25 protein-coding genes are annotated in these 24,186 nt (G+C 73.8%); 15 read left to right on the top strand and 10 right to left on the bottom strand.

Annotated elements, in window-relative coordinates; translation table 11 throughout:
- Nucleotide 1: 1 nt before the first annotated feature.
- The 3 genes from ACIPXM_RS08645 to rpmG all read right to left on the bottom strand — a co-directional run bounded on the left by ACIPXM_RS08645 (nt 2) and on the right by rpmG (nt 1,672).
- The gene (locus ACIPXM_RS08645; RefSeq protein WP_401653389.1) at nt 2-1,183 is read right to left on the bottom strand and encodes a CobW family GTP-binding protein; all 1,182 of its coding nucleotides are present in this window, start codon (nt 1,181-1,183) and stop codon (nt 2-4) included.
- Nucleotides 1,180-1,428, bottom strand: a complete 249-nt coding sequence (locus ACIPXM_RS08640; protein ID WP_401653387.1) for a type B 50S ribosomal protein L31 — start codon at nt 1,426-1,428, stop codon at nt 1,180-1,182. The genes ACIPXM_RS08645 and ACIPXM_RS08640 overlap by 4 nt, the downstream gene beginning before the upstream one ends.
- Nucleotides 1,429-1,507: 79 nt before the next feature.
- Complete coding sequence (gene rpmG, locus ACIPXM_RS08635; RefSeq protein WP_099198435.1) at nt 1,508-1,672, bottom strand: 50S ribosomal protein L33; 165 nt, start codon at nt 1,670-1,672, stop codon at nt 1,508-1,510.
- Nucleotides 1,673-1,763: 91 nt separating this feature from the next.
- On the opposite strand from rpmG, the gene rpmB reads away from it, so the two are divergent.
- The 10 genes from rpmB to ACIPXM_RS08585 all read left to right on the top strand — a co-directional run bounded on the left by rpmB (nt 1,764) and on the right by ACIPXM_RS08585 (nt 13,179).
- Nucleotides 1,764-2,000 (top strand): 50S ribosomal protein L28, encoded by a 237-nt coding sequence (gene rpmB / locus ACIPXM_RS08630; RefSeq protein ID WP_401653385.1) that lies wholly within the window; start codon nt 1,764-1,766, stop codon nt 1,998-2,000.
- Nucleotides 2,000-2,305, top strand: coding sequence for a 30S ribosomal protein S14 (rpsN, locus tag ACIPXM_RS08625; protein ID WP_401653383.1), 306 nt, complete (start codon nt 2,000-2,002; stop codon nt 2,303-2,305). The genes rpmB and rpsN overlap by 1 nt, the downstream gene beginning before the upstream one ends.
- Before the next feature lie 364 nt (nt 2,306-2,669).
- Entirely contained in the window at nt 2,670-4,820 is a 2,151-nt protein-coding gene (gene helR / locus ACIPXM_RS08620; RefSeq protein ID WP_401653688.1) for an RNA polymerase recycling motor ATPase HelR, read from the top strand.
- A gap of 126 nt (nt 4,821-4,946) precedes the next feature.
- Nucleotides 4,947-6,065 (top strand): questin oxidase family protein, encoded by a 1,119-nt coding sequence (locus ACIPXM_RS08615; RefSeq protein ID WP_401653381.1) that lies wholly within the window; start codon nt 4,947-4,949, stop codon nt 6,063-6,065.
- 155 nt (nt 6,066-6,220) lie between these two features.
- Entirely contained in the window at nt 6,221-6,745 is a 525-nt protein-coding gene (locus ACIPXM_RS08610) for an ATP-binding protein (protein WP_401653379.1), read from the top strand.
- A 150-nt stretch (nt 6,746-6,895) separates the two neighbouring features.
- Nucleotides 6,896-8,293: a serine hydrolase domain-containing protein gene (locus tag ACIPXM_RS08605; protein WP_401653377.1), complete on the top strand. Its 1,398-nt coding sequence runs from the start codon at nt 6,896-6,898 to the stop codon at nt 8,291-8,293.
- Between the two features lie 216 nt (nt 8,294-8,509).
- Nucleotides 8,510-9,898, top strand: coding sequence for an esterase-like activity of phytase family protein (locus tag ACIPXM_RS08600; RefSeq protein ID WP_401653375.1), 1,389 nt, complete (start codon nt 8,510-8,512; stop codon nt 9,896-9,898).
- 449 nt (nt 9,899-10,347) lie between these two features.
- The gene (locus ACIPXM_RS08595; RefSeq protein ID WP_401653373.1) at nt 10,348-11,490 is read left to right on the top strand and encodes a DUF2306 domain-containing protein; all 1,143 of its coding nucleotides are present in this window, start codon (nt 10,348-10,350) and stop codon (nt 11,488-11,490) included.
- A 41-nt stretch (nt 11,491-11,531) separates the two neighbouring features.
- Entirely contained in the window at nt 11,532-12,470 is a 939-nt protein-coding gene (locus ACIPXM_RS08590) for a hypothetical protein (RefSeq protein WP_401653371.1), read from the top strand.
- Nucleotides 12,471-12,543: 73 nt separating this feature from the next.
- Nucleotides 12,544-13,179, top strand: a complete 636-nt coding sequence (locus tag ACIPXM_RS08585) for a PadR family transcriptional regulator (RefSeq protein ID WP_401653370.1) — start codon at nt 12,544-12,546, stop codon at nt 13,177-13,179.
- Nucleotides 13,180-13,192: 13 nt separating this feature from the next.
- Here the strand turns inward: ACIPXM_RS08585 and ACIPXM_RS08580 are convergent, their stop codons facing one another.
- The 3 genes from ACIPXM_RS08580 to ACIPXM_RS08570 all read right to left on the bottom strand — a co-directional run bounded on the left by ACIPXM_RS08580 (nt 13,193) and on the right by ACIPXM_RS08570 (nt 15,206).
- Nucleotides 13,193-13,900 (bottom strand): alpha/beta fold hydrolase, encoded by a 708-nt coding sequence (locus tag ACIPXM_RS08580; RefSeq protein WP_401653367.1) that lies wholly within the window; start codon nt 13,898-13,900, stop codon nt 13,193-13,195.
- Nucleotides 13,901-14,052: 152 nt separating this feature from the next.
- A complete protein-coding gene (locus ACIPXM_RS08575; protein WP_401653365.1) occupies nt 14,053-14,670 on the bottom strand; it encodes a phosphoribosylanthranilate isomerase in 618 nt (205 codons plus the stop codon).
- A gap of 98 nt (nt 14,671-14,768) precedes the next feature.
- A complete protein-coding gene (locus ACIPXM_RS08570) occupies nt 14,769-15,206 on the bottom strand; it encodes a MarR family winged helix-turn-helix transcriptional regulator (protein ID WP_401653363.1) in 438 nt (145 codons plus the stop codon).
- A gap of 165 nt (nt 15,207-15,371) precedes the next feature.
- Between ACIPXM_RS08570 and ACIPXM_RS08565 the strand changes: the two genes are divergently transcribed.
- Complete coding sequence (locus ACIPXM_RS08565; RefSeq protein WP_401653361.1) at nt 15,372-16,256, top strand: alpha/beta fold hydrolase; 885 nt, start codon at nt 15,372-15,374, stop codon at nt 16,254-16,256.
- A gap of 100 nt (nt 16,257-16,356) precedes the next feature.
- Here the strand turns inward: ACIPXM_RS08565 and ACIPXM_RS08560 are convergent, their stop codons facing one another.
- Nucleotides 16,357-17,430, bottom strand: coding sequence for a hypothetical protein (locus ACIPXM_RS08560; protein ID WP_401653359.1), 1,074 nt, complete (start codon nt 17,428-17,430; stop codon nt 16,357-16,359).
- A 372-nt stretch (nt 17,431-17,802) separates the two neighbouring features.
- On the opposite strand from ACIPXM_RS08560, the gene ACIPXM_RS08555 reads away from it, so the two are divergent.
- Both ACIPXM_RS08555 and lysA read left to right on the top strand, forming a co-directional pair.
- The gene (locus tag ACIPXM_RS08555; protein ID WP_401653357.1) at nt 17,803-18,141 is read left to right on the top strand and encodes an SAV_915 family protein; all 339 of its coding nucleotides are present in this window, start codon (nt 17,803-17,805) and stop codon (nt 18,139-18,141) included.
- A 14-nt stretch (nt 18,142-18,155) separates the two neighbouring features.
- A complete protein-coding gene (gene lysA / locus ACIPXM_RS08550; RefSeq protein ID WP_401653355.1) occupies nt 18,156-19,502 on the top strand; it encodes a diaminopimelate decarboxylase in 1,347 nt (448 codons plus the stop codon).
- A 25-nt stretch (nt 19,503-19,527) separates the two neighbouring features.
- Here lysA and ACIPXM_RS08545 read toward each other — a convergent pair whose 3' ends face one another.
- Nucleotides 19,528-20,229 carry an esterase/lipase family protein gene (locus tag ACIPXM_RS08545; RefSeq protein WP_401653353.1) on the bottom strand — a complete coding sequence of 234 codons (702 nt, stop codon included), beginning with the start codon at nt 20,227-20,229 and terminating at the stop codon, nt 19,528-19,530.
- Between the two features lie 183 nt (nt 20,230-20,412).
- On the opposite strand from ACIPXM_RS08545, the gene ACIPXM_RS08540 reads away from it, so the two are divergent.
- Both ACIPXM_RS08540 and ACIPXM_RS08535 read left to right on the top strand, forming a co-directional pair.
- Nucleotides 20,413-21,867: a glyceraldehyde-3-phosphate dehydrogenase gene (locus ACIPXM_RS08540; RefSeq protein WP_401653351.1), complete on the top strand. Its 1,455-nt coding sequence runs from the start codon at nt 20,413-20,415 to the stop codon at nt 21,865-21,867.
- A 177-nt stretch (nt 21,868-22,044) separates the two neighbouring features.
- A complete protein-coding gene (locus ACIPXM_RS08535) occupies nt 22,045-22,500 on the top strand; it encodes a tellurite resistance TerB family protein (RefSeq protein ID WP_401653349.1) in 456 nt (151 codons plus the stop codon).
- Nucleotides 22,501-22,528: 28 nt separating this feature from the next.
- Here the strand turns inward: ACIPXM_RS08535 and ACIPXM_RS08530 are convergent, their stop codons facing one another.
- Both ACIPXM_RS08530 and ACIPXM_RS08525 read right to left on the bottom strand, forming a co-directional pair.
- Nucleotides 22,529-23,551: a M56 family metallopeptidase gene (locus tag ACIPXM_RS08530; RefSeq protein ID WP_401653347.1), complete on the bottom strand. Its 1,023-nt coding sequence runs from the start codon at nt 23,549-23,551 to the stop codon at nt 22,529-22,531.
- 5 nt (nt 23,552-23,556) lie between these two features.
- Nucleotides 23,557-23,985: a BlaI/MecI/CopY family transcriptional regulator gene (locus ACIPXM_RS08525; RefSeq protein WP_401653345.1), complete on the bottom strand. Its 429-nt coding sequence runs from the start codon at nt 23,983-23,985 to the stop codon at nt 23,557-23,559.
- Nucleotides 23,986-24,186 lie beyond the last annotated feature (201 nt).

Below are 24,186 nucleotides of genomic sequence, written 5' to 3'. Positions count from 1 at the left end.
CTCAGGCGGCGTCGAGCAGCGGCCCGAACGCGGCCGGCAGCCGCCGCCAGGACTCGGGCCCCGCCCCGTACTCCGCGTCCGTCAGGAGGCAGGAGTCGAGCAGCTGCTCAAGCCCCTCCCGGTCGAGGCCGGGGGACGTGAAGACGAGGTGCTGGCAGCAGTCGCCGTGGTCCGGGTGCCAGTCGAGCGCCGCCGCGGCCCGCCGGACCGGCGGCACCAGCTCCCAGGCCGCGTCCGGCAGCGAGGCCAGCCAGGGGCCCGCGCTCTCGACGCACAGCGCGCCGCCGGCCGCCTCCCAGGCGAGCAGTGTGTCGGGCCGGTCGGCCAGCCAGAAGCGGCCTCGGCTGCGGGCCGCCGCACAGCACAGGTCCTCGAGGGCCGCGTACAGCCGCTCGGGGTGGAAGGGCCGCCTGCGGTGCCAGACCAGGGTGGCGACCCCGGACTCGTCCGGGTCGGTGTCCTGCGGCAGCAGCGCGCACGCGGGATGCTGCGCGGCGGCCGCCGCCTCGACGTCGAAGCCCGCGAACGCGGCCCGCGCGAGATCGCCCGATCCGGCGCCCACCCGCCGTGCCGTGGGGTGCAGTTGGGCGAGCAGCGCCCGCCCCTCGGCCTCGTCGTCCGCCGCGCCCTCGTCGCTGTCGACGAGGGCGAGCACGGGCGCGTACTCCAGTTGCCGGGCCCAGGTGTCGCCGACGGTCCGCTGGTCGGTGGGGGCGGCGGCGAGCCCGGCCTCGGCGAGGTCGTCGCCGTTGCCGAGGTAGGCGAGGACGAGCGCGGGGTCCACGGCGGTGATCACGGCGCTGACGGCGAGCGTGTCGCCGCCGCACGCGGCGATCACCTCGGCCATGGCCTTCGGCTCGACGGAGTCCCAGAGTTCGACGACGGCGAGCCGGGTCAGCCCGCCGTCGTCCGCGAGCCGGGTCAGCTCGGGGACCAGGTCCTCGCGCAGCGCGCAGCAGGCACAGTCGTTGACCAGCGGCGTCTCGCCACTGGAGACGGGTCCCGTGGCGTCGCGGACGGTACGGAGCACGGTGCCGTGCCGGGCCCCGGCGAGGTCGTGGTGGAGCGCCACGCTGCCGGGGACGGCGCGCAGCAGACGTTCGACGACCTCGCGGCGGGCGTCGGAGTGCAGCCCGGCGACGATCGCGACGGGGAGCTGGTTCCGCGGCCTGTCGCCCGTCATCGGCGGGCTCCGTAGCGGCGCTCGAAGCGTTCGACGCGTCCGGCGGTGTCGAGGACGCGCGCGGTGCCGGTGTAGAAGGGGTGGCTCGCGGCGGAGATCTCGACGTCGACGACGGGGTACGTCTGTCCGTCCGACCAGTCGATCGTCTTCTCGCTGGTCATGGTGGACCGGGTGAGGAACGCGGTGCCGGAGGCGAGGTCGCGGAACACGACGGGCCCGTACGGCGGGTGGATTCCGGGCTTCATGGCAGGGGCTGTCCTTCGTCGGGATACGGGTTGGTCAGGGGGCCTGGGCCTGGGCCTGGGCCTGGGCCGGGGCCGGGGCTCAGCGCTCCTCGCGGAAGTCGACGTGCCGGCCGACGACCGGGTCGTACTTGCGCAGCACCAGGCGGTCCGGGTCGTTGCGGCGGTTCTTCCGCGTCACATAGGTGAATCCGGTGCCCGCGGTGGAGCGGAGCTTGATGACAGGGCGGATCTCGTTGCGTGCCATGAGGCTAGTATATGGCAATGGTTTTCATTACCGATAACCGGTACTGATGTCCGTGACCGACGACCCTCGACCGAGGAAGGTGGCCCGTACCATGTCCGCCCACTGCCAACTGACCGGCGCCAAGCCGGGATTCGGCAACTCCATCTCCCACTCCCACCGGCGCACCTCGCGCCGCTTCGACCCGAACGTGCAGCGCAAGCGCTACTGGCTGCCCAGCGAGGGACGGCACGTCCGGCTGACCCTGAGCGCCCGCGCGATCAGGACCGTGGACACCCTCGGCATCGAGGCCGCGGTGGCGCGGATCCGCGCCCGGGGAGGGAAGGTCTGATGGCGAAGAAGAGCAAGATCGCGCGGAACGAGCGCCGCAAGCTGGTCGTCGAGCGGTACGCCGCCCGCCGGGCGGAGCTCAAGGAGCTCGTCCGCCGCCCGGCCACCCCGCCCGCCGACCGCGCCGCCGCCCTCGCCGAGCTGCGCCGCCAGCCGCGCGACGCCAGCGCCACCCGGGTCCGCAACCGCGACAGCGTCGACGGCCGCCCGCGCGGCTATCTGCGCCGCTTCGGCCTCTCCCGGGTCCGCACCCGGGAGCAGGCGCACGCCGGGTACCTGCCGGGGGTCACCAAGTCCTCCTGGTGAGCAGTGCGCCCGAGGGGTGCGCGAGCGAGGTACAAAAGAGGCCCGGCGTCATCGACGCCGGGCCTCTTCGTCAGCTTGTGCGGATCAGACCAGGTCTGAAAAGCGGCAAGGGGGTAAACCCTCTCCTCGCCACTATCAATGTATAGCGCAAGGGGGGCCTTGCGGCAAGGCCCCCCTCGTACCGCACAATCAACGGCCTACCCCCGGAACCTGCGTAAATGGGAGTTCTCACCTCGTGCGAACCAGTTCGTCCGCCTCGTCCTCCTCGTCGTCGTCCTCGTCCTCGTCGTCGTCCTCGTCCTCGTCGTCGTCCTCGTCCTCGTCGCCGTACTCGTCGGCGTCCGCACCCTCGTCGGCGTTCCACCTGTCCGACCGCCTCTCCGCCAAGGCCGACCCGACACTGATCGCCGCCGACGAGCAGCACTTCGCGGCGGTCGGCGCGAGCCTGGAGCAGACCGTCGCCGAGCTCTCCACCCGCCTCGACGCGGTGCGCAGGGAGCCCGGCGGCATGGGCCGGGAGGCCATGGAGCGCGATGCCGAGATCCACCGGCTGAGCTCCAGGATCCGTACGCTGCGCCGGTTCGGGCTCGACCTGTGCCTGGGCCGAATCGTTCCGGCGGGTGCGTCCGAGCCGGTCTACATCGGCCGCCTCGGCCTCACCGACAGCGAGGGGCGCCGACTGCTCGTCGACTGGCGCTCCCCCGTCGCCGAACCCTTCTTCGCCGCGACCCACGCCACCCCGATGGGCCTGGCCAGCCGCCGCCGCTACCAGTGGCACGACGGTCTGATCAGCGACTACTGGGACGAGGTCTTCACCGCCGAGGGCCTCGACGGGCACTCCGTCGCCCTCGACGACCAGTCCGCCTTCATCGCCAGCCTGGGCGGCAACCGCTCGGAGCGGATGCGGGACGTCCTCGCCACCATCCAGGCCGACCAGGACGCCATCATCCGGGCCGGCTCGCGCGGCGCGCTCGTCGTCGACGGCGGCCCCGGCACCGGAAAGACCGTGGTCGCGCTGCACCGCACCGCGCACCTGCTGTACTCCGACCCGCGGCTCGGCCACCGGCGCGGCGGCGTGCTGTTCGTCGGCCCGCACCAGCCGTACCTCGCGTACGTCTCCGACGTGCTGCCCAGCCTCGGCGAGGAGGGCGTGCAGACCTGCACCGTGCGCGACCTCCTCCCGGAGGGCGCGGCGGCGCGGCCCGAGGCCGACCCGGCCGTGGCGCGTCTGAAGGAGACCGCGGCGATGGTGCGGTCGGTCGAGCTGGCCGTACGGTTCTACGAGGAGCCGCCGACCCGTACCGTCACCGTCAGCACCCCCTGGGCGGACGTCCGGGTGACCGCCGAGGACTGGACGGAGTCGTTCGAGGCCGTCGAGGGCGTCCCGCACAACGAGGCGCGCGAGCGCATCTGGGAGGAGCTCGGCAACATCCTCCTGGAGCGGATCGTCGAGGCCGACCCCGACGCGGCGGTCCCCGAGGACCCGTTCCGCCGGATGCTGCGCAAGGACCGGGAGCTGGCCGACGCCCTGCACTCGGCGTGGCCCGTCCTGGAGCCGGGTGACGTGGTCGGTGACCTGTGGACCGTACCGGCGTATCTGCGGCTGTGCGCGCCGTGGCTCGGCGCGGACGAGGTGCGGCTGCTCCAGCGCGCCGAGCCGGACGCCTGGACGCTGTCCGACCTGCCGATCCTCGACGCGGCACGGCAGCGGCTCGGCGACCCCCGGTCGGCCGCGCGGCTGCGCCGCTACACCGAGGAACTGGCCTCGCAGCGCCAGGAGATGTCGCGAGTGGTCGACAACCTGATCTCGGCGGTGCGGGACTCCGGTTCCGACGGCGACGAGGGCCAGGGCCTGGTGCGGATGCTGAGCGGCGAGGACGCGAAGGTCAGCCTGGTCAACGAGTCGGTGCTGCCGGGCGCGGACCGTGATCTGCTGGCGGGCCCGTTCGCGCACGTCGTCGTCGACGAGGCGCAGGAACTCACCGACGCCGAGTGGCAGATGCTGCTGCTTCGCTGCCCGTCGCGCTCGTTCACGGTGGTCGGCGACCGGGCGCAGGCGCGGCACGGCTTCACCGAGTCGTGGCAGGAACGCCTGGAGCGGGTCGGCTTCGACCGGATCGAGCAGGCGTCGCTGAGCATCAACTACCGTACGCCGGAAGAGGTGATGAAGGAGGCCGAGCCCGCCATCCGCGCCGAGCTCCCGGACGCCAACGTCCCCACCTCCGTCCGCAGCAGCGGTGTCCCGGTCCGGCACGGCTCGGCCGACGAGCTGGAATCGGTCGTCGACGCCTGGCTGGCCGAGCACGCGGAGGGCGTCGCCTGCGTCATCGGCGCCCCGGACTTCCCGGCCCGCGAGCGGGTCAGCTCGCTCACGCCCGAACTGTCCAAGGGCCTGGAGTTCGACCTGGTGGTGCTGGTCGACCCGGAGAAGTTCGGCACGGGCATCGAGGGCGCGGTCGACCGCTATGTGGCGATGACGCGCGCGACCCGGCAGCTGGTGATCCTCAGCAGCTGACCACGGACGCCGTACGGGTGCCCCGCGCCCGGGGCGCCTCCGTCGCGGGCCCTACGACCGGTCGCCGACCGGTTCTAGGGCCCGCGGCCGTTACGGCGGACGGGGCGGCCCGCCTAGCGTCGGTCCATGGACAGGGACAGGGACAGCGACGCTGAGACGGACATGGGTACGGGGGCGGGTACGGGTACGGGGGTGGGGATCCCGCCGGGGGTGGCGGCCGCCGACCCCGACCCGACCGGTGTTCTCGACGAGGCGCTGGAGCAGCTGCACGCCGCCGGGCCCGAGCGCCTGGGGCGGCTCACCAATCACGCGCCGATGGCGGTGGAGGCGCTGGCCGCGCGGGGCCTGGCCGGGTCGGTGCACCGGTGGGTGGACCGGTACGCGCCGCGGCTCGAGGACTTCCCCGCCCCGGTCGCACCGGTCACCGCCGCCAACTGGCACGAGGCGCTCGGCGAGCCGCGGCGGGCCGCCGACTGGATCGGGTTCTTCGCACGGGAACTGGCCGCCCGCCCCTGGCGGGACGTGCTCGCCGAGTGGTGGCCACGGCTGCTGCCCGGGCTGTACGGGGGTTCCACGCATCCCGTCATCCGGGTCGGCCACGCCGTACGGACCCTGCTCGCGAGCGACCCGACCGCTCCCCGGCTCGCCGAACTCGGCCACGGGCTCGGCTACTGGGCCGCCCGGCACCGGCCGGTCGCCGAGCCGGCCCCGCTGCCGGGCGCGGCGGCGGCGGCCGACGCACTGGCGGCGGTGCCGCCGATCGACCGCCAGGACGGCGGCTTCCCCGACCGGCTCGCCCGGGTCGACCGGCTGCCGGTGTGGGCGGCGGCAGCGGGCGCGACCGCGCCGGAGGAGGCGTACGGGCACCTCACCGCGCTGGTCAAGGCGGCGACCCACCGCTACGCAAGCCACGGGCACGGCGACGAGACGATGCTGGTGCACGCGGCCACCGCGCCCAACGCCGTGCTGCGCGCGCTGCCCGCGCTCCCCCGCGCCCTGTGGGTGCCGAGCCTGCGGGCCGCGTGGACCGCGTCGGCCGCCGTGACGGCGATGTACTCCCCCACGACCGGGATCGAACCGGCGCCGGCCGCCGACGGCCTCACCGGCGAGGAGGTCTTCGCCCTGGCGCTCGCCCACGGCGACGAGCACGTCATCAAGTTCACCGACACCGCCCTGGACTTCCCTGACCCGCGCTCCCTGGCCGCCGCGCTGCGCGCGATCGAGCTGAGCACTCCGCTGACGTAGCCGGAGACGGGAGACCGGTGGCCGATGACCGGTAGCCGGTGGCCCGGAAGCCGTTCGAGTGGCGGATCGCGCGTCCGGCGCCTTCGTCCGATCATGGTGACACCGCAGGACGGCAGGACGGGCAGGACGAGGCGACGGGCGGAGGTCACGGCGGGATGAGTCGGGGACGCGCGGGTGTCACGGGATCGCCGGGAGCGAGCGGGCACGACGGTCACGGTGGTCGCGGTGAAGGAGTCGGGGGCGGCGGCCGAAACCGCGACTCCGGAGGGAACGGGGGCGGGCCGCAGGTCCGGCAGCTCGCCCTGAACAGTTCCGGCGGGGCGGTCACCCGCTGCCGCGACTTCACCGCCGCCGCCCTCACCGACTGGGGCTGGCTGCCCGCCGCGACCACCGAGGACCAGGAACGGGCGGACGACGTCCTCCTCATGGTCTCGGAGCTGGTCACGAACGCCTGTCTGCACACGGACGGCCCCGAGCGGCTGGTCCTCCGTCACACCCCGGCCACCGGCCTCTTCCGGGCCGAGGTCCACGACCCCAGCCCCACGCACCCCCGGGCCAAGACCTCCCGCTCCCCGGCGCTGCCGGGCGGCCACGGCCTCATGGTGCTCGGCCGGCTCGCCGGAGCGTGGGGTTCCGAGGCGAAGCCCGACGGCGCCCCGGGCAAGGTGGTGTGGCTGTAGGTGAAACACCCCTAAGGCGTTTCACGCCGACCTGGCCGGAACACGCTGCCGCAAACGGGAACCGCCGACGCGGTTTGGCACTCATGATCGGTGAACGAGTCGTCCGGAACGTCCGGGACGACCGCATCGAACGAGAAGTCGAGGCATTCCGTGCTCCGTTCGCCGCACCGGCAGCCGCACCACGAGTCGCACACCCACCACCTCCCCCACCGGCCCAGCCGCCTGGCCGTGGGCGCGACGCTGATCGCCGCCCTCGCCGGAGCCGTCCTCCCGGCCGCCGGTGCCTCCGCCGCGCCCGCGCACACCCCTGCGGGCGCGCCCGCCACTGCCCGTACGGCCCCCGCGCCCACCCCGGCACCCACCCCCGCGCCCGACATGGCCGGGGTCGAGGCCGCGCTCAACGCCGCCATGGCGAACGGCGCGCCCGGTGCCATGGCCCGGTTCACGGGCCCCGACGGCGTGCAGAGCCGTACGGTCGGTGTGATGGACCGGGTCGCGGGCACGCCGATGGACGTGAACGCGCGCTTCCGGATCGGCAGCGTCAGCAAGACCTTCTCCTCGGTGGTGCTGCTCCAGCTGGTGCAGGAGAAGCGGCTGGAACTCGACGCTCCCGTCAACCGCTACCTCCCCGGTCTCCTCCCGGACGACCGCATCACCGTGCGCCACCTGATGACCCACCGCAGCGGTCTCGCCGACTACACGGACGCGATGTTCAACCAGACCGTGCCCGGCTTCGAGGCCGTACGGAACAAGGTCTTCACGTACCAGGAGCTGGTCGCGCTCTCGCTCGCCGAGCCGCGCACCACCGAGCCCGGGGTCTCGTACAAGTACTCCAACACCAACTTCGTGGTCGGCGGCATGCTGATCGAGAAGCTGACCGGCCGTCCGGTGGCCGACGCGTACCAGCGCCGGATCTTCAAGCCGCTGAAGCTGAAGGGGACCTCGTACGTCCACCCCGACACCAAGATCAAGGGGCTGCACGCGCGCGGCTACCTGCACCCGGACGAGGAGGGCGCGCCGCTGGTCGACTCCACCGAGCAGACCGTGTCCTGGGCGCAGTCCGCGGGTGCGGTGATCTCGACCCCGGCGGACCTCAACACCTTCATGAGCGCGCTGATGAAGGGCCGTCTGCTGTCCCCGGCGATGCTCGACGCGATGCGGACGGTGACGCCGACGGACACCACCAACACCCGTTTCTACGGGCTCGGTCTGCGCCGTTACGACCTGTCGTGCGGCACGCAGGTGTACGGCCACACGGGCACGGTGCAGGGCTTCTACACGTACGCCTTCTCGACGAAGGACGGCCGTCGCAGCCTGTCCGCCCTCGCGAACACGTCGAACCACGGCGCGGCGAACACCGCTCTCGGCGGCACCCTTGAGGCGGCCTTCTGCGGTCCGAAGAAGCCGGCCGCGGCCGCCACCGGCAAGACGGCCTCGCCGTCGGCGCGTTCGGCGGAGTCGGCCCCGTCGGCATCCGCCTCCGTCTCCCCGTCGGCGCCGAGCGCGACCGACCACGCGGCGGAGCGCGACCTGCCCGAGCACCACTGACGCCACTGACGCCACCGACGTCACTGACGTCACTGACATCCCTGACGCACCCCGGCGCGCCTTAAGGGCCCGTAAGGCCCGTACGCCCGTAAGGCCCGTCCCTCGACGATTTCTTCCACTTTCGTTCGAGGGGCGGGCCTTTCCGCCACCTCCGGTTCATTCGGTCAACCACCGTGCGCCACCTGGATCTCATCGGGGCCGCCCAGCATCCCGGCCATGACCTCCGTCTCTCGCGCGCGTCGTGCCGCGTACACCGCCGCCGTGCTGCCGCTGTCCGCCGCGCTCGCCCTGACCGTGGCCGTCTGGCCCGCCGGGGCCGCGCCCGCCGCGCGCCACGACCACGGCCACGGACACGACCACTCGCACGACTCCGCGCCCGCCCGTGTGGTGTCCACGGCCACGCTGCCCGACATCCCGCTGGCCGCGTTCAGCAACAAGCTGCTGCCCGGCACCGTCGCCGACGACCGCGGGGTCGACCTCGGCGGCATCGGCAGCGACCTGTACCCGGCCGAGCGGCGCGGCGAGTACTGGACGGTCACCGACCGCGGCCCGAACGGCCAGATCTCCGTCGGCAAGGACAAGCGGCGCACCTTCCCGGTGCCCGGGTTCGACCCGGCCATCGTGAAGATCCGGACCGTCGGCGACCGGATCGAGGTGCTCAAGTCGATCCCGCTGACCACCACCTCGGGCAAGCCGGTGACCGGCCTGTCGAACCAGCCGGGCCGCGACGAGGCGCCGTACACCTACGACGCCGGGACCCCGCTCTCGTACGACCCGAACGGCCTGGACACCGAGGGCCTGGTGCGCGACCCGCGGGACGGCAGCTTCTGGCTGGTGGACGAGTACGGCCCGTCGCTCCTGCACGTCTCCGCGCGCGGCCGGGTGCTCGCCCGGCACGTGCCCAAGGGCCTGAACCTGACCGGCGCCGACTACCCGGTGATCGAGTCGCTGCCGTCGATCTACCTCACCCGCAAGATCAACCGGGGCTTCGAGGGCCTCGCGCTGCTGCCCGACGGCGACCTGGTGCTGGCGCTGCAGAGCCCGCTGCTCAACCCCGACAAGAACAGCGGCGAGGACTCGCGCACCACCCGGCTGCTGCGCTTCTCGCCGCGCAAGGCCAAGGTCACCGCCGAGTACGCGTACCGCTTCGACCCGGTGGGCGAGGTCGAGCCCGGCCAGACGAAGACCTCCGAGCTGAAGATCTCGGCGATCGTCGCGCTCGGCGGCGACCGTCTCCTCGTCCAGGAGCGCACCGACAAGGCCGCGCGCCTCTACGAGATCCGGCTGCGCCGCGGTTCGGACATCCTGGGCTCCGCCTGGGACTCGACGGCGACCAGCCCGTCCCTTGAGCAGCTCGCCGACCCGGCCGCGTCCGGCGTGCCGGTCCCGGCCAAGCGGCTGGTCGTGGACCTGGGCAAGGTGGAGGGCGTGCCCGGCAAGATCGAGGGCGTGGCGGTCGAGGGCTCGCGCACCCTGGTGCTGCTCAACGACAACGACTTCGGCATGACGGACGGCCCGGGCGCCTTCGACGCGAACGGCCGGCTCGTCGACAGCGGCATCGAGACCCGGCTGGTGCGGGTGCGGCTGGACCGCCCGCTGCGCTGACCCCGGCGGTTCCGGCAGGACGTGCGACGCGCGCGGCGGGTTTCCCGCCGCGCGCGTCGGCGTTCCCGCACATGCGACCCCAACATCCGCGCCAGACAGGGGCATTGACCGGGACGCGGGTTGCTTCTAACTTCTCGGTAACCCCCCTGATAGTCCAGAAAGGACTATGGGGGTGGGCGTGAGCCGTCCGGACGTTTCGGAGGGCTCGGAGAGGAGGAGGCGCGATGTCACGCACCGACACCCCGGGCCGCCGGGAGGTCCGCCCGGGGAGCGGGACGGAGGCCGCCCGCACAGGGGCCCGGACAGGGGGCCGGACAGGGGGCCTCGCGGGGGCCCGCCCGGGAATCCGCTCAGGGGTCCGCCCCGGGATCAGGCCCGGGGTCAGGCCGGGAGGGCGTCTGCCGGAATCCCGGCCGGGGGTCCCGTGGGGGCGGGTCGCCGCGATCGCGGTGACGGTCGTCTGCGTCGGCTACGCGCCGATCGCCTTCACCGAACTGTGGCCGTACGCCCGCCCCGGCGCGCCCGCACTCGGCGAGTGGCTGCTCGGCAGGTCGGTCTCGCCGGAGTACGTGGCGGCCGCGGTCCGGGACCGGATGGACCCGTACACCCGCAGTCTGCTGCCGTTGATCGTGCACTCGGTGCTCGGCGGGACGCTGATGCTGCTCGGCCCGCTGCAACTGCTCTCGGCGGTCCGGCGGCGGATCCGGCTGCACCGCGCGCTCGGCATCGGGTACGCGGTGGTCGTGTACGTGTCGATGGGCGGCGCGGCCGTCTATCTGGCCCGCACCGCGCCCGAACGGGCCTTCAGCGGCGCCGCGTTCTGGATCGTCCTTGCGACGGTCCTGGTCGGCACGGTCTTCGCGGTCACCTTCGGGGTGCTCACGGCCGTGACCGGGCTGCCCGAACTGCACCAGCGGTGGATGCTGCTCTGCTACGGCTATCTGATGACCGCGCCGCTGCTGCGCCTGGAGTGGGGCGCGCTGCCCGCGCTCTACCCGGGGCTCGGGCTCCAGGACGTCAACCGGGTCGCGATCATGCACCTCGGCCTCCTCGTGGTGTTCGGCGCGCTGCTCGCCTCCCGCGCGATGGACCGGCGCACCGACCACCCGCTGGTGACCGGCGGTTGGTTCCCGTGGCCGGTGACGGCCGCCGGGTACGCGGCCGCCGCGACGGGCCTCGCCCTGCTCACGTACGGCTTCCTCGGCCATGGCACCGAGGGCCGGCGGCTGCTGCTCGGCTACCTCGTGCCGTACGTGCTCGTCGTCGGCGTGCTCCAGCTGCGCGCCTCACGGGCAGCGCGGCGCGGGCACGTCTGGGCCCGCGAGGAGTGGCGGCTGCACCTGCTCGCGATGTGTCTGGCGCCCGGTCTTTCGGCGGGCGCGGCGCTGGTGTTCGAGCGGGTGATGCACCTCGACCCGCTGACCGCGCTCGTGGCGGGGGCGGGCATCGGCTGCGGCTTCCTGGCCTTCGCCGCGAACCTGCTGCTGAGCCTGCGGGTGCTGTACGGGCGCGAGGCGGCGCGCCGCGGGTCCCGTGTCGTCGGCGTCGACGCCGATGCCGACGCCGTGGCGAGGACAGGAGAGTCCGTATGAGCCGCGCCGAGCAAGAGCAAGAGCAAGAGACGAAGACGGAGATGGAGATGGAGACGGTGGGGATGCGGGACCGGGACGGGCAGTCCCGGCCCGCGTCGGACGGACCGGCGGGTCCCCCCGGTGCCGCCGGCCTGTCCCACCCGTCCCACCTGTCCGGCGGGCGGGAACTCGCGCCCGGGATCGTCGTGTTGAGCACGGCTGTGGCCCTGATCAGCCTCGGGGTCGGTGGTCTCCTGCTGGTCGCGAGTCTGACCGGGCGGGCGGCCGGGCCGTGGGTGTCGCCGGAGGCGTTGAGTCCGGGGCTGCTCGGGGCGGCGATGGCGGGGACCGCGCCCGCGCTGCTCACGGTCGGCCGGGCGGGGACCTGGGAGGAGGCGCGGACCCTGGTGTGGCCGCTCGCGGTGGTCCTGACCGGCCTGTTCGCCGTGTCGCTCCTGAACGCAGGGCAGCTGCGGATCGCCACCGGCGGCCCGCTGTTCCTGGCCCTGTTCAGCCTGGGCTGGGTGGCGACCCTGGCGCTGCTCGCGGTGGCCGCCGTGGTGTGCCTGACGCTGCAGTACCGCAGACCGCCCGGGGTGCGGCCCGCGCCGGTGGCGCCGCTGCCGGGCTGGTCGAAGCCGCTCCTCGCGGTGCTCGGCGCGGGCTGGTTCGGGGTGGGCACGGGGCTGTTGGTGGCGCCGGAGTTCTGGGGCGCGCTGGTGCCGTGGCAGGTGAGCCGGGCGGACGCACAGGGGCTCGGGGTCTGGGCGGTGGCGCTCGGGGTCGGCGTCCTCGGGTCGCTCGCCGAGGACGACCTGGCCCGGATCCGGCCCGCGCTGCTGGCCGTGCCGGTGGTCGCGGTCGCCTTCGGGGTGCTGCTCGCGGTGCGCGCGTCGGCGGTGGACTGGGGCTCGGGCGCGGCGTTGTGCCTGGTCGGTCTGGTGGCCGGGCTGCTCGTGACCGGGGTGTCGGGCCGCCTGTTGTGGAGCCGGCGGGGCTGACGGCCGGGCGGGGGAGGCTGGGCAGGCGCTGCTGGGCGGGGGCGGGCGGCCGGGGGCCGTGTACGGTCACCGCATGTCTGAAGTCCGGTTGACCACGCCCTCGTTCCTGGTGCTCGGCATCATCGACAAGCTCGGCGAGGCCAGCCCGTACGACGTGAAGGTGGAGGCGGCCCGGACGGTGGCCCCGTTCTGGCAGGTGCCGCACGCCCAGGTGTACGCGCAGTGCGACCGGCTCCTGGAGGCCGGGCTGCTCACGGTGGTCCGCCGCGAGGGCGGCCGCAACCGGCGCACCCTGCGGCTGACCGACGCGGGCACGGCGGCGCTGCGCGGCTGGCTGGACGACCCCGCGTTCGTCCCCGTGGAGGCGCGCGAACGCGGCATCCTCAAACTCTGGTTCGGCGCCAGCCCCCGCCTCCACGCCCCGGTCCAGGTCACCGCGCACACGGGGACCCTGGCGGAGTACGAGCGGCTCGCCGACGAGGTCGGTGAGCTGCTCACACGGGGCCAGCGGGAGGCCCTGGAGTTCGGCATCCGCTACGAACGGATGATGGTCGACTTCTGGCACTGGGTCGCGAACCGCGAACCGGAGCAGGGGCCGGGGGCGGAGCGGGAACCGGAGCCGGAGCCGGGGCCGGGGCCGGGTCCGGGGCTGGAGCCGGGGCCGGGGCTGGAGCCGGGGCCGGGGCTGGAGCCGGGGCCGGGAGCGTGACCGGGGTGCGGCACTAGCGCTGGGTGTCGGCCGCATCGGCGGCCTCGGCGGCATCGGCGAGGAGGCGGGCGAGCTCGCGGGGCCGGGTGGCCATCGGCCAGTGGCCCGAGTCGATGTCGACGTACGAGAGATGGGCGGCGCGGGAGAGTTCGGGGACCTCTCCCTCGGCGATCCACTTCTTCGCCTGGTCCGGGCTGAACTCGGGGCACACCAGGACGACGGGCACCTCGTACCGCCGCTCGTCCGTCAGCCGCACCACTCCCCTGGCGACCCCCTCGGGCACCGGATGGGCCGCGGCGGCGATCCGCTCGCGGGTGGGCCCGTCCAGGTCGGCGGCGTCGGGCCCTTCGAACGGTGCCCAGCCGGGGAACGCCATGACGCCGTCCTCGATCGGGAAGAGCTCCGCGTACGTCCCGCCGTCCTGGGTCGGGATGCCGCCGATCAGCACGACCCCGGCCACCTGCTCCGGCCGCCGGTCGGCCGCCAGCCAGGCGAGGCTCGCGGCGGCGGAGTGCCCCACGACCAGCGGCTTCCCCGCCGCCTTGTCGACGGCTTCGACGACGACCGCCACCTGCTCGTCGAGCGTCGCGGCCACCGCCCCGTCCCCCTGCCCCGGCAGCGTCGGCGCCACCGGCCGGTGCCCGAGCGCGACCAGCTCGGGCACCACGTCGTCCCAGGCGGACCCGTCCAACCACAGACCACCGATGAGCAGGATGTCCACGGCGCATCTCCTCGCATGTGTCGCATGTGTCGCATGCGTCTATCAGGGTTCGGCCGTCGGAACCGACCGTGCTCCGCACGCTATCGGGAGGGTCTGACAACGAGGACGCGAGCCCGACGGCCGCCGCGGACGGACGGGGCGCCGCGGGACGGTCAGGCCGTCCTGGCCGCCGTGACGAAGGCGCGGATGCGGGCGTGGTCCTTGACGCCCGGGGCGGATTCGACGCCGCTGGAGACGTCGACGCCCCAGGGGCGGGCCTGGGCGATCGCCTCGGCGACGTTGTCGGGGGCGAGACCACCGGCGAGGAGCCAGTGGCCTTCGGGGCGGGCATCGGTGAGCAGGGAGAGGTCCCAGCGGGCGCCGGAGCCCGCGCGGGGCGAGTCGAGGAGGAGGACGTCCTCGCCGTACGCGCCGACGCGGGTGTCCGGACGCTCCTTGAGGGAGGTGGCGCGCCACAGCCGGGGGAAGACGGCGGCGGCGGAGGCGAAGGCTTCCTCGGGGTAGGCGGGGCCGTGCAACTGGAGTGCGTCGACGTCGAGTTCGCGGGCGAGGCGGGCGGCCTCGGCGGCGGGGGTGTCGTTGACGACGAGGACGGAGAGCACCCGCTCGGGGGTGTGGGAGCGGGCGTGGGCGGCGAGGGTGGCGGCCCGGTCGCGGTCCAGGCCGCGGACGCTGGTGCCGCTGATGACGAGGCCGATCGCGTCGGCCCCGGCGTCGACGGCCACGTCGATGTCGGCGGTCGTGGCGAGCCCGCACACCTTGACGAACATGCTCCGCCCCTCCGGTCTTTCCGCTGTTCCCACGATCACGCCGCCGCTCCGGCGCTCGGCGCCCGATTCTATGGCCCCGCCCGGCCCCGGCCCTCGGCTCAGTCGAGGAGGCGGCGGGCGAGCAGATCGAGCGCGGCGGTGACCTCGCCGAGGCTGTCGGGGTCGTCGGTGCCGAGTGCCGCGGCGAGTTGGCGTTCGATGCTGGTGGCGCGCACCTCGGCGACGCGGGTCGAGACCTCGCCCGCCTGCCGGACCAGGGTGCGGCGACGGTCGGCGGGGTCGGGGGCCGTCTCGACCGAGCCCGCCTCCTTCAGCCGGGCGACGGCGGTGGAGACCTGGCTCTGCGGCAGGCCGGTGCGGGTGGCGATCTCGCCGACGGTGGTGTCCCGGTGGGCCGCGATGTCGCTGGCGACGACGAGGACGACGCGGTTGCTGCCGGGCTGGCGGGCGGCGCCGTCGCCCGGCGGCTCGGGGAGCGCCTCCTCGCCCAGCTTCATCAGGGCGCGGCCGAGGAGGAAGAGCTGGACTCCGTTCATGGGCGGGACCCTACCCCGACCCCATCGGCCTCGATACATCTCCCCCGATGCAGCCTCTTCGATATATCATCCTCAATACATCTAGACAGATGCATCGAGTTCGATGCATCATGGAGGCACAGGCCGCCGGGGACCCCCGTCGGCCGTGACAAAGGGGGAATCACCATGAACGCCGTCATGAGCGCCGCCAGGACCACCGGAACCGCCACGACCAGCCTCCGCACCACCCGCCACACCCTCGCCGTCCCCGGCGGCGCGCTGCACTACCAGCTCACCGGCTCCGGTCCGCTGCTGCTCATCGCGCAGAGCGGCGAGGGCGACGCCGACCGCACGGTGGACCTGGTGGCCGGGCTCGCCGACACCTACACCGTCGTCACCTACGACCGGCGCGGACTCTCCCGCAGCCGACCGGCGGGCGCGGAGCACGGGGCGAGCCTCACCGACCACGCCGACGACGTCGCCCGGCTGCTGCGCGCGCTCACCGACTCGCCCGTCCTGATGCTCGGTTGCAGCCTGGGCGCGCTGATCGGACTGCACACGGCGGTGCGCCACCCGGGGCTCATCGGCACCCTGATCGCCCATGAGCCGGTGGCGCCGCGGCTGCTCCCGGCGGCCGACCGGGCGCGGCACCAGGCCGAGCTGGTCCACCTGCGGGAGTTGTACGCGAGCGACGGCCTGGCTCCGGTGTTCCGCGAGATCGCCCGGACCCTGGGGATCGACACCTCGGGCAAGGACAGCGAGCCGGGCCTGACCCCGCAGCCGATGGACGCCCGGCGGATCGCCAACTTCGACCGATTCCTCCGCCACGACCTGACCGCGATCGTCCAGGACCCCCTCGACCCGACGCTGCTACGGGACTGCGGCACCCGGATCCTGCCGGCCGTCGGCGCCGGCACGCCGAGCGGGGTGTTCGACGTGGCCTGCGTCCGCGCCCTCGCCGAGCTGCTCGGCACCGAGGTCCATGTCTTCCCCGGCGGCCACAACGGCAACACGAGCCACCCGCGCGCCTACGCGGCCCGGATGCGCGAGCTGTTCGCCGAGGCGGCGTGACCGGTGTGACCGCCGTGACCACCGGGCGCCACACCCGTCACGCAGGCCACACCCGTCACGCAGGCCACGCAGGCCACAAGTGCCCTGCGTGCTGCCCGCGCTACGCGCCCTCGGGTTCCTCGGCGGGTTCGTCCTCGGGGGTGTCGGCGGCGTAGGGGTGGACGTAGCGGTCCGCGCCGTAGGGGGTGAACCAGGTGCCGAAGCCGAGCGGGTCCGGGGCCTCGTCGGCGGGGGTGCCGTCGGCGGCGTGGACGTGGGCGCGGAAGCGTTCGAGGGCGGTCTCGACGTCGTCGTCCAGGAGTCCGTAGAGGTCGAGGGCGACCCTGGCCTGGTCGAGGAGGAAGCGCAGGACGAGTTCCTCGGCGAGGCAGCCGAGGTGGTGGAAGCCGCCGTCGGTGAAGCGGGTGGTGAGGGCGACGGCGGTGACGAGGAAGCGGCGGGCGAAGGGTTCGTCGTAGTGGGCCGCGTGCCGGGCGGGCAGCCGGTCCAGGTGCCAGAGGTGGCTCTGGCAGGCGGCCACGTCGGTGTCCTCGTCGGCGAGCGTCTGCACGTCGTCGTACAGCTCGTCGATCAGCACCTCGGCGGCGTGCACCAGGGCTCCGGCGGCGAGTTCGGCGGTGTCGGGGCTGGCGCCGAAGGCCGCCGGGGGGAAGGAGCGGAGGCGGCCGGCCATGGCGCGGATCTCGGTCTCCGGGTCGGGGGCGTCCTCGCCGATCTCCGACCAGGTCCCGTCGTCGTGGTCGTCCGGGCCGCCGGGCCGGGCGGCGGTGTGCCGGGCGCGGCGGGCGGCCGGGTCGCTCGGTGGGGCGTCCGGGCCGTCGGCGGCGGCCAGGCTCTCCTGGACCCGCTCGGGCTGCAGCCGGACCTCGCTGGTCACCACCAGCCAGCCGGTCAGTTGCTCGGCCCGGTCGAGCACCTCCTGTGCGACCGCGCCGACCGCGTCCTCGGCCGCTTCGAGAGCGGGCGCGAGCACGGTCACGGTCACCTCGGCGCCGCGCGGGCGGGCGGCCACCACCACGTCGAGGACGTCCACCTCGACGCCGTCGGGCCCTTCGGCCCCGGCCACGGAGCCGAAGCCCCGCTCGATGAGCACGACGGCCCCGAACCGGCCCAGCGCGTCGAGGTCGGGGGCGTCGTCGGGTATGCAGGTCTCCACAGTCACGACGTACGTCACCCCGCAAGGGTGCCAGGCCGAGCGGGGCGGTTTCGAAGGGATTGCGGAAACCGGTCCTGCCTGGTGGTGCGGTTTCCTCCGTCCCGGGCCCGGGACGGAGCCCCGCCGAGGTCACGAGGAGGGGGGACGTGGTCAGGGAAACAGGTCGGAAAGGAGGAAGGAACCGAGGCATGGGTCGAGAGGGGATCGAGGTCGGAATCGAGGTCGGAATCGAGGTGAGGGACGAGAACGCGCCAAGGGGGCCGGGCGGGGCATCAGAAGTACGTCAGAGTGTGACCGGGGCGCTGCCCTCCGTGCACCCGGCGGGCATAGCTTCGGAGCAGGTCCCGGCGCGAACGACGCCGGGCGGGCTGCCTGCCAGGAGGAACCCCCATGACCCTCGCCCTGTACGGAGACGACGCCGAGCCCGCTGAACAGGTGCCGGACGGCCGGTCGCCGCTCTGCGTGCCCGTCCGGACGGTCGCGGGTGGCTGTGCGGCGCGGTTGTTCCGTACGCCGCACGGAGCCCGTACCGCCGTCGCGTTCACCAGCCCGGAGCGGCTGCGGGCGGCGCTCGGCGCGGAGCAGGCGTGGACGCCGTTGGCGGAGTCCGCGCTCTGGGCCCTCGTCAGGCCGCTCGGGGTCGGCACGCTGACCGTCGACCCGACGCTGACCCCCGCGCCACCTCGCCCGTGCGGAGGGCGGCCGCCCCGGCCCGTTGCGGTCCGCTGAAGGGGGGCGCGGCGATGACGCTCGCACCGTTGCCCCCGCTGGGCACCGGCACCGGGACCGGTATCGGGCCCGGGTCCGTGTGGCCCGCGTCGGCCGTGGAGGAGCCGCACGGGCGGCTGCTCGTCGGCGGGGTGGCGCTCGACGAGATCGCCGAGAGCCATGGCACCCCCGTGTACGTCCTGGACGAGGACGAGGTCCGGCGGCGCTGCCGGGCCTACCGGAAGGCGTTCCCGGAGGCCGAGGTGCACTACGCGGCCAAGGCGTTCCTGTGCCGGGCGCTGGCCCGCTGGGTCGAGGAGGAGGGGCTCGGGCTGGATGTGTGTTCCGCCGGGGAGCTGGAGCTGGCCGTCACCGCCGGGTTCCCGCCGGAGCGGATCCTGCTGCACGGCAACGCCAAGTCGCCGCAGGATCTGCGGGCCGCACTGCGGCTGGGAGTCGGGCGGATCGTCATCGACGGTCCGGCGGAGATCGCCCGGATCGCGGCGGCGGTCGGCCCGCACGAGCGGCAGCGGGTGATGCTGCGGGTGACGCCCGGGATCGGCGCGGGCGGTCATCCGAAGGTCAGGACCGGGGACGACGGCCAGAAGTTCGGGCTGTCGCTGCGGGACGGGCACGCGCAGCACGCCGTCGCCCGGGTGCTGGACCAGCCGCGGCTCGAACTGACCGGTCTGCACTGCCATCTGGGTTCACAGATCACCGAGGTGAAGCCGTATCTGGTGGCGGTGCGGCGGCTGGTCGGGCTGATGGCCCGCACCCGGGACGCGCACGGGGTGGTGCTCCGGGAGCTCGACCTCGGCGGTGGGCACGGCATCGCGTACCGGCCGGGCGATCCGGCGCTCGACGTCGCCGGGCTCGCCCGGCGGGTGCGGGCGGCGCTCGTCGACAGCTGTGCGAGCGCGGGCCTGCCGGTGCCCCGGCTGCTGGTCGAGCCGGGCCGCGCGGTCGTCGGCCCGGCCGGGGTCGCCGTCTACCGGGTGCTGGCGGTGAAGGCGACGGCGGAGCGGGTGTTCGTCGCCGTCGACGGCGGGATGAGCGACAACCCGCGCCCGGCGCTGTACGGGGTGCGGTACGCGCCCCGGCTGATCGGCCGCCGGTCGGGGGCCGATCAGCGCCGGACGACGGTGGTGGGCCGGCACTGCGAGGCCGGGGACGTGCTCGCCGAGGGCGTTCCGCTGCCCGCCGACGTGCGCCCCGGCGACCTGCTCGCGCTGCCGGTGGCGGGGGCGTACCAGTTGTCGATGGCGTCGACGTACAACCTGGTGGGCCGCCCGCCGGTGGTCGCGGTGGCGGCGGGCGGCAGCCGCCTGCTGGTCCGCCGGGAGACCCTGGCGGACCTGCGGGCGCGGGACGTCGGCCGGTAGGGGGCGGCCGACGGGCCGGGTCGGTTCAGGAGGCCAGGGCGGCGAGGACGCCCTGGCCGACGGCCTCGTCGCCGAGCAGCGCGTTGTGGTCGAGGCAGCCGGCCGGGCGGTTCGTGGCGCCGGTCAGCGGGACGCTGTCGTCCGGGTTGATCACCTCGTCGCAGTTGGACCAGAAGGTGGTGTAGGAGACGGCGCCGGGGGTCTCGTCGCCCTCGGCCAGGCGCTTCTGCACGTAGCTGCCGGGGGTCATGTCACGGCACGCCTGGTCCCACAGGGCGCAGGCCCAGGCGACGCTGGTGCCGTGGTTGGGTCCGGCGAGCGAGACCCAGTGGGCGACGGTGGCGGTGCCGCCGCCGAACTTCACGTACCAGCGGGTGGGCAGGCTGCCGAAGGAGTGGGCGACGATGTCGACCCGGTCGGCGCCGGTGGTGCGGCGCACCTCGTCGACGTACGCGGCGAAGCGTCCGCCCAGGGTCTCGTTGACGGAGACGTGGGTGTCGTAGCCCCAGCGGAAGATCTCGCCGTCGGTGTATCCGGCGGCTCTGAGGCGGCTGTCCAGGCTGCCCCAGACTCCGGGGTCGGCGTTGTAGCCGTGGACGAGGATCACCGGCCGGTGGGCGGCGGCCCGCGGGGTGGTCTGGGCCTGGGCAGCGGCGGTGGGCCCGGCGAGGACGGCGGCCAGGGCGGTGAGGACGGTGAGGAGCACGGGCAGGGGGCGGCGACGCATCGACGGACCTCCGGGGCGAGTGGCGCGACGGACGGTGAGGGAGAGTCAGATGGTGCGGCCGCGATGTTACCGCCGGGAACCCCCCACCACACCCCCCGTGTCGGGAACCACAGGAGGGCCCCCTGCCGCCCACCTGAAGGGTCGGGTTAGCATATGAGCACCGCCTAGCTCGAAAGATGCACTGTGACTGTCAACGAGGACTCGTTCACAAACTGGAAAAACCGCGAGGAGATCGCGGAATCCATGATTCCGATCATCGGGAAGCTGCACCGCGAGCAGGACGTCACGGTCCTCGTTCACAGCCGCTCCCTGGTGAACAAGTCGGTGGTCAGCATTCTCAAGACCCACCGATTCGCCCGCCAGATCGACGGCGAGGAGCTCTCGGTCACCGAGACCCTGCCGTTCCTTCAGGCACTGACGACGCTGGACCTGGGCCCGTCCCAGATCGACATCGGCATGCTGGCCGCGGAGTACAAGGCCGACGACCGGGGTCTCCCGGTGGCCGAGTTCACCGCCGAGGCCGTCGCCGGTGCCTGTGGCGCCAACAAGATCGAGCGCGGTGTCGGCCGCGATGTCGTCCTGTACGGCTTCGGCCGCATCGGCCGGCTCGTCGCCCGCCTGCTCATCGAGAAGGCCGGGTCCGGCAACGGCCTGCGGCTGCGCGCCATCGTGGTGCGCGGCGGCGGCGAGCGTGCCGCCGAGGACATCGTGAAGCGTGCCTCGCTGCTGCGCCGCGACTCCATCCACGGCCAGTTCCAGGGCACCATCACCGTCGACGAGGCGAACGGCACCATCGTCGCCAACGGCAACACGATCAAGATGATCTACGCCAACGACCCCTCCGAGGTCGACTACACGGCGTACGGCATCGACAACGCCATCCTCATCGACAACACCGGCAAGTGGCGTGACCGCGAGGGGCTCTCGAAGCACCTGCGTCCCGGCATCGACAAGGTGGTGCTGACCGCGCCCGGCAAGGGCGACGTGCCGAACATCGTGCACGGCGTCAACCACCACACGGTCAAGCCGGACGAGCGGGTGCTGTCCTGCGCGTCCTGCACCACCAACGCGATCGTCCCGCCGCTGAAGGCGATGGACGACGAGTACGGGGTGCTGCGCGGTCACGTGGAGACGGTCCACTCGTTCACGAACGACCAGAACCTGCTCGACAATTACCACAAGGCGGACCGCCGGGGCCGTTCCGCGCCGCTGAACATGGTCATCACGGAGACGGGCGCCGCCTCCGCCGTGGCCAAGGCGCTGCCCGACCTGAAGGCTCCGATCACCGGCAGCTCCATCCGGGTGCCGGTGCCGGACGTCTCGATCGCGATCCTGAGCCTGCGGCTCGGCCGTGAGACGACCCGCGAGGAGGTGCTCGAGTACCTCCGTGACGTCTCGCTGCACTCCCCGCTGAAGCGTCAGATCGACTTCACCACCGCCCCCGACGCCGTCTCGATGGACTTCGTCGGCTCCCGCCACGCGTCGATCGTGGACGCGGGCGCGACCAAGGTCGACGGCGACAATGCGATCCTGTACCTGTGGTACGACAACGAGTTCGGCTACTCCTGCCAGGTCATCCGGGTCGTCCAGCACGTCTCGGGCGTCGAGTACCCGACCTTCCCGGCACCGGCGGTCTGACCTCCGGTCCCGCGCGGGACACACACGCACACGCCGGACGGCGGTGGGGCAGCTGCCCCACCGCCGTCCGGCGTTTTCCGTGCCCGGGCGTGGTCCGGGCGCGCCCCGGGAACTCGGGGCGGGACTGCTACGTTCTACACAGTCGTAGAAGTTACCGACCTCTGGAGTGCTTGCACCATGGCCCTGTGGGACCGCATCAAGGAGTCCGCATCGACGATGCAGACCCAGCTGACCGCCAAGAAGAACGACCTCAAGAGCGGCGCCTTCCGGGACGCGAGCATGGCGATGTGCGCCCTTGTCGCCGCCGCGGACGGCACCGTCGACCCCGCCGAGCGCCGCCGGGTCGCCCAACTCATCGCGAGCAACGAGGTGTTGCAGAACTTCGACGCGACCGACCTGCAGCGCAGGTTCGACGCCAACCTGGACCGGCTGACCGCCGACTTCGACTTCGGCAAGGTGAGCGTCCTCCAGGAGATCGCCAAGGCCAAGAAGAAGCCGGCCGAGGCCCGCGCGGTCATCCAGATCGGCATCGTCATCGGCGGCGCCGACGGCGACTTCGACAAGACCGAGCAGGGTGTGGTGCGCGAGGCGTGCTACGCGCTCGACCTGCCGCCGCACGAGTTCGACCTGTAGGACGCACGGACCGGACCCGGCCCCGGTCTCACATCGGGGTCGCCGCCCTGAGCACCAGGAACAGGGTCACCGCCGAGTTGGCGGAGGACAGTGCCGACACCACGGCGCCGACCGCCGCCGACCAGACGGCGAGGCCCACCGCGGTGCTCAGCGGCGGCCAGGCGAGCCCCGCGGGCTCGGGCCGGAGCAGCGCCGCGACCCGGCGCGGCACCGGCCCCGGCTCCGCTCCCCCGCCGCCCGGACCCGCGACCGGGCCGGGGGCCGCCCCCGTACCCCCGCCGGACAGCTGACCCAGGGTGGCGAGGCCGGACACCGGGCGGGCCACCAGGGCGGCGCGCCCGATCGCGCGGGCCACCGCGCGGCGGCTGCCGACCGCGCGAGCTGCCTCCTCGTCGGCCCAGCGTTCGGCGGTGTAGCCGACGGCGGTGCGCAGCGGGCGCAGGAACGGGTTGGCCCGGGCGGCGAGTTGGACGCCGAGCAGATAGCGGTGGTGACGGCTGGTCAGATGGGCGCGTTCGTGGGCGAACAGCGCCCGGCGCTCGGCCGGGCCGAGCGCGTCGAGCATCCCGGTGCTGACCACCACCCGGTCGTGCCGCCGACGGCGGGGCCGGGCGAGCGCGGGTCCGCCGGGCAGCGCGTAGGCGTACGGCTCGGGGTCGGGCAGCACCGCGACCGTGCGCCGTCCGGGCAGCCCGGCCAGCGCGCGTTCGGCCCTGCGCCGCAGCCGCAGATGACCGGCGAGGCTGTGCAGACAGCCCGCGACGACGGCCACCAGGGCGGGGATCGCGGCGCGGCCGGCGATCTCGTCGTACGGCACCGCGGCCCGCACCTCCGGGTCGGACCAGCCGTCGGGCAGCGGATTGCCCGGGAGCTGGGCGGTGCCGACCACCATCAGCAGGGCCAGGCACAGCGTGCTGCACACGGCGAGGACCACGGCGAAGGCGGTGAGCAGCCGGGTCGCGGCGCGCGGGTGCAGCCGGTGCGCGGCGAGCCGGGCGACCGGCCAGGCGCTGAGCGGGAGCAGCAGCGGAAGGAAGACGAAGACTCCCATGCCCGCTAGTCTCCGCCCTCCTCGCTGTCCTCCGGTCTGTCTTCGCCCTCCTCGGCGAGGAGTTCACGCAGGAGTCGCTCGTCGTTCGGCGGCAGCGCGGTGACGAAGGAGGCGAGGACGGCCTTGCGGTCGGCGCCCGCGTCGAGGGCCTTGCGCATCCGCAGCGCGGCGAGTCCGGCCGCGTCCGCGACGGCGGTCCAGACGAAGGAGCGTCCGGCGCGTTCGCGGGCGACGGCACCCTTGCCATGGAGGCGGGTGAGGATGGTGATGACGGTGGTGTAGGCGAGGCTGCCGCCGAGGTGCTGGCGCACCCAGGCGACCGGGACCGGGCCCGGGGCGTCCTTGAGCACGGCGAGCACCTGGGCCTCCAGTTCGCCCTGTGCGCGCCTGGGCGCGGCGGGCTGTGCCGCCCCGTCGCCGCCGCTGTCCCTCACACCCGTGCCCTTCGCCGTTCCCGCGCCCGTACCCCGCGCTCTCCGGGCGGTCTTCCATCGTAACGAGCGGCGGCGCGGGCGGCGGTACGGGTGGGGAGGGTGGTGCCACGGCTCACCCACCGGCTCCTGAGCCCGGTCGGGGGTGTGGGTCCGGGGAGAGACGGGTGGGCCGTGACACCGGTTCGGGGCGGCGCGTCGCCG

Source organism: Streptomyces sp. NPDC090025 (assembly GCF_044748125.1).
Taxonomy (GTDB): Bacteria; Actinomycetota; Actinomycetes; order Streptomycetales; family Streptomycetaceae; genus Streptomyces.
Note: the sequence above shows the minus strand (reverse complement) of the source record. Positions and strands in the feature narration are given on the sequence as shown.

Bases quoted from the DNA above. Each gene is read 5' to 3' on its own strand.
- ACIPXM_RS08640 (WP_401653387.1), bottom strand. From the start codon at position 1,428: ATGAAGCCCGGAATCCACCCGCCGTACGGGCCCGTCGTGTTCCGCGAC.
- rpsN (WP_401653383.1), top strand. From the start codon at position 2,000: ATGGCGAAGAAGAGCAAGATCGCGCGGAACGAGCGCCGCAAGCTGGTC.
- ACIPXM_RS08565 (WP_401653361.1), top strand. From the start codon at position 15,372: ATGAACGCCGTCATGAGCGCCGCCAGGACCACCGGAACCGCCACGACC.
- ACIPXM_RS08615 (WP_401653381.1), top strand. From the start codon at position 4,947: ATGGACAGGGACAGGGACAGCGACGCTGAGACGGACATGGGTACGGGG.
- ACIPXM_RS08585 (WP_401653370.1), top strand. From the start codon at position 12,544: ATGTCTGAAGTCCGGTTGACCACGCCCTCGTTCCTGGTGCTCGGCATC.
- ACIPXM_RS08645 (WP_401653389.1), bottom strand. From the start codon at position 1,183: ATGACGGGCGACAGGCCGCGGAACCAGCTCCCCGTCGCGATCGTCGCC.
- lysA (WP_401653355.1), top strand. From the start codon at position 18,156: ATGACGCTCGCACCGTTGCCCCCGCTGGGCACCGGCACCGGGACCGGT.
- ACIPXM_RS08555 (WP_401653357.1), top strand. From the start codon at position 17,803: ATGACCCTCGCCCTGTACGGAGACGACGCCGAGCCCGCTGAACAGGTG.
- ACIPXM_RS08545 (WP_401653353.1), bottom strand. From the start codon at position 20,229: ATGCGTCGCCGCCCCCTGCCCGTGCTCCTCACCGTCCTCACCGCCCTG.
- ACIPXM_RS08610 (WP_401653379.1), top strand. From the start codon at position 6,221: ATGAGTCGGGGACGCGCGGGTGTCACGGGATCGCCGGGAGCGAGCGGG.
- ACIPXM_RS08575 (WP_401653365.1), bottom strand. From the start codon at position 14,670: ATGTTCGTCAAGGTGTGCGGGCTCGCCACGACCGCCGACATCGACGTG.
- ACIPXM_RS08530 (WP_401653347.1), bottom strand. From the start codon at position 23,551: ATGGGAGTCTTCGTCTTCCTTCCGCTGCTGCTCCCGCTCAGCGCCTGG.
- ACIPXM_RS08600 (WP_401653375.1), top strand. From the start codon at position 8,510: ATGACCTCCGTCTCTCGCGCGCGTCGTGCCGCGTACACCGCCGCCGTG.
- rpmG (WP_099198435.1), bottom strand. From the start codon at position 1,672: ATGGCACGCAACGAGATCCGCCCTGTCATCAAGCTCCGCTCCACCGCG.
- ACIPXM_RS08570 (WP_401653363.1), bottom strand. From the start codon at position 15,206: ATGAACGGAGTCCAGCTCTTCCTCCTCGGCCGCGCCCTGATGAAGCTG.
- ACIPXM_RS08535 (WP_401653349.1), top strand. From the start codon at position 22,045: ATGGCCCTGTGGGACCGCATCAAGGAGTCCGCATCGACGATGCAGACC.
- rpmB (WP_401653385.1), top strand. From the start codon at position 1,764: ATGTCCGCCCACTGCCAACTGACCGGCGCCAAGCCGGGATTCGGCAAC.
- ACIPXM_RS08590 (WP_401653371.1), top strand. From the start codon at position 11,532: ATGGAGATGGAGACGGTGGGGATGCGGGACCGGGACGGGCAGTCCCGG.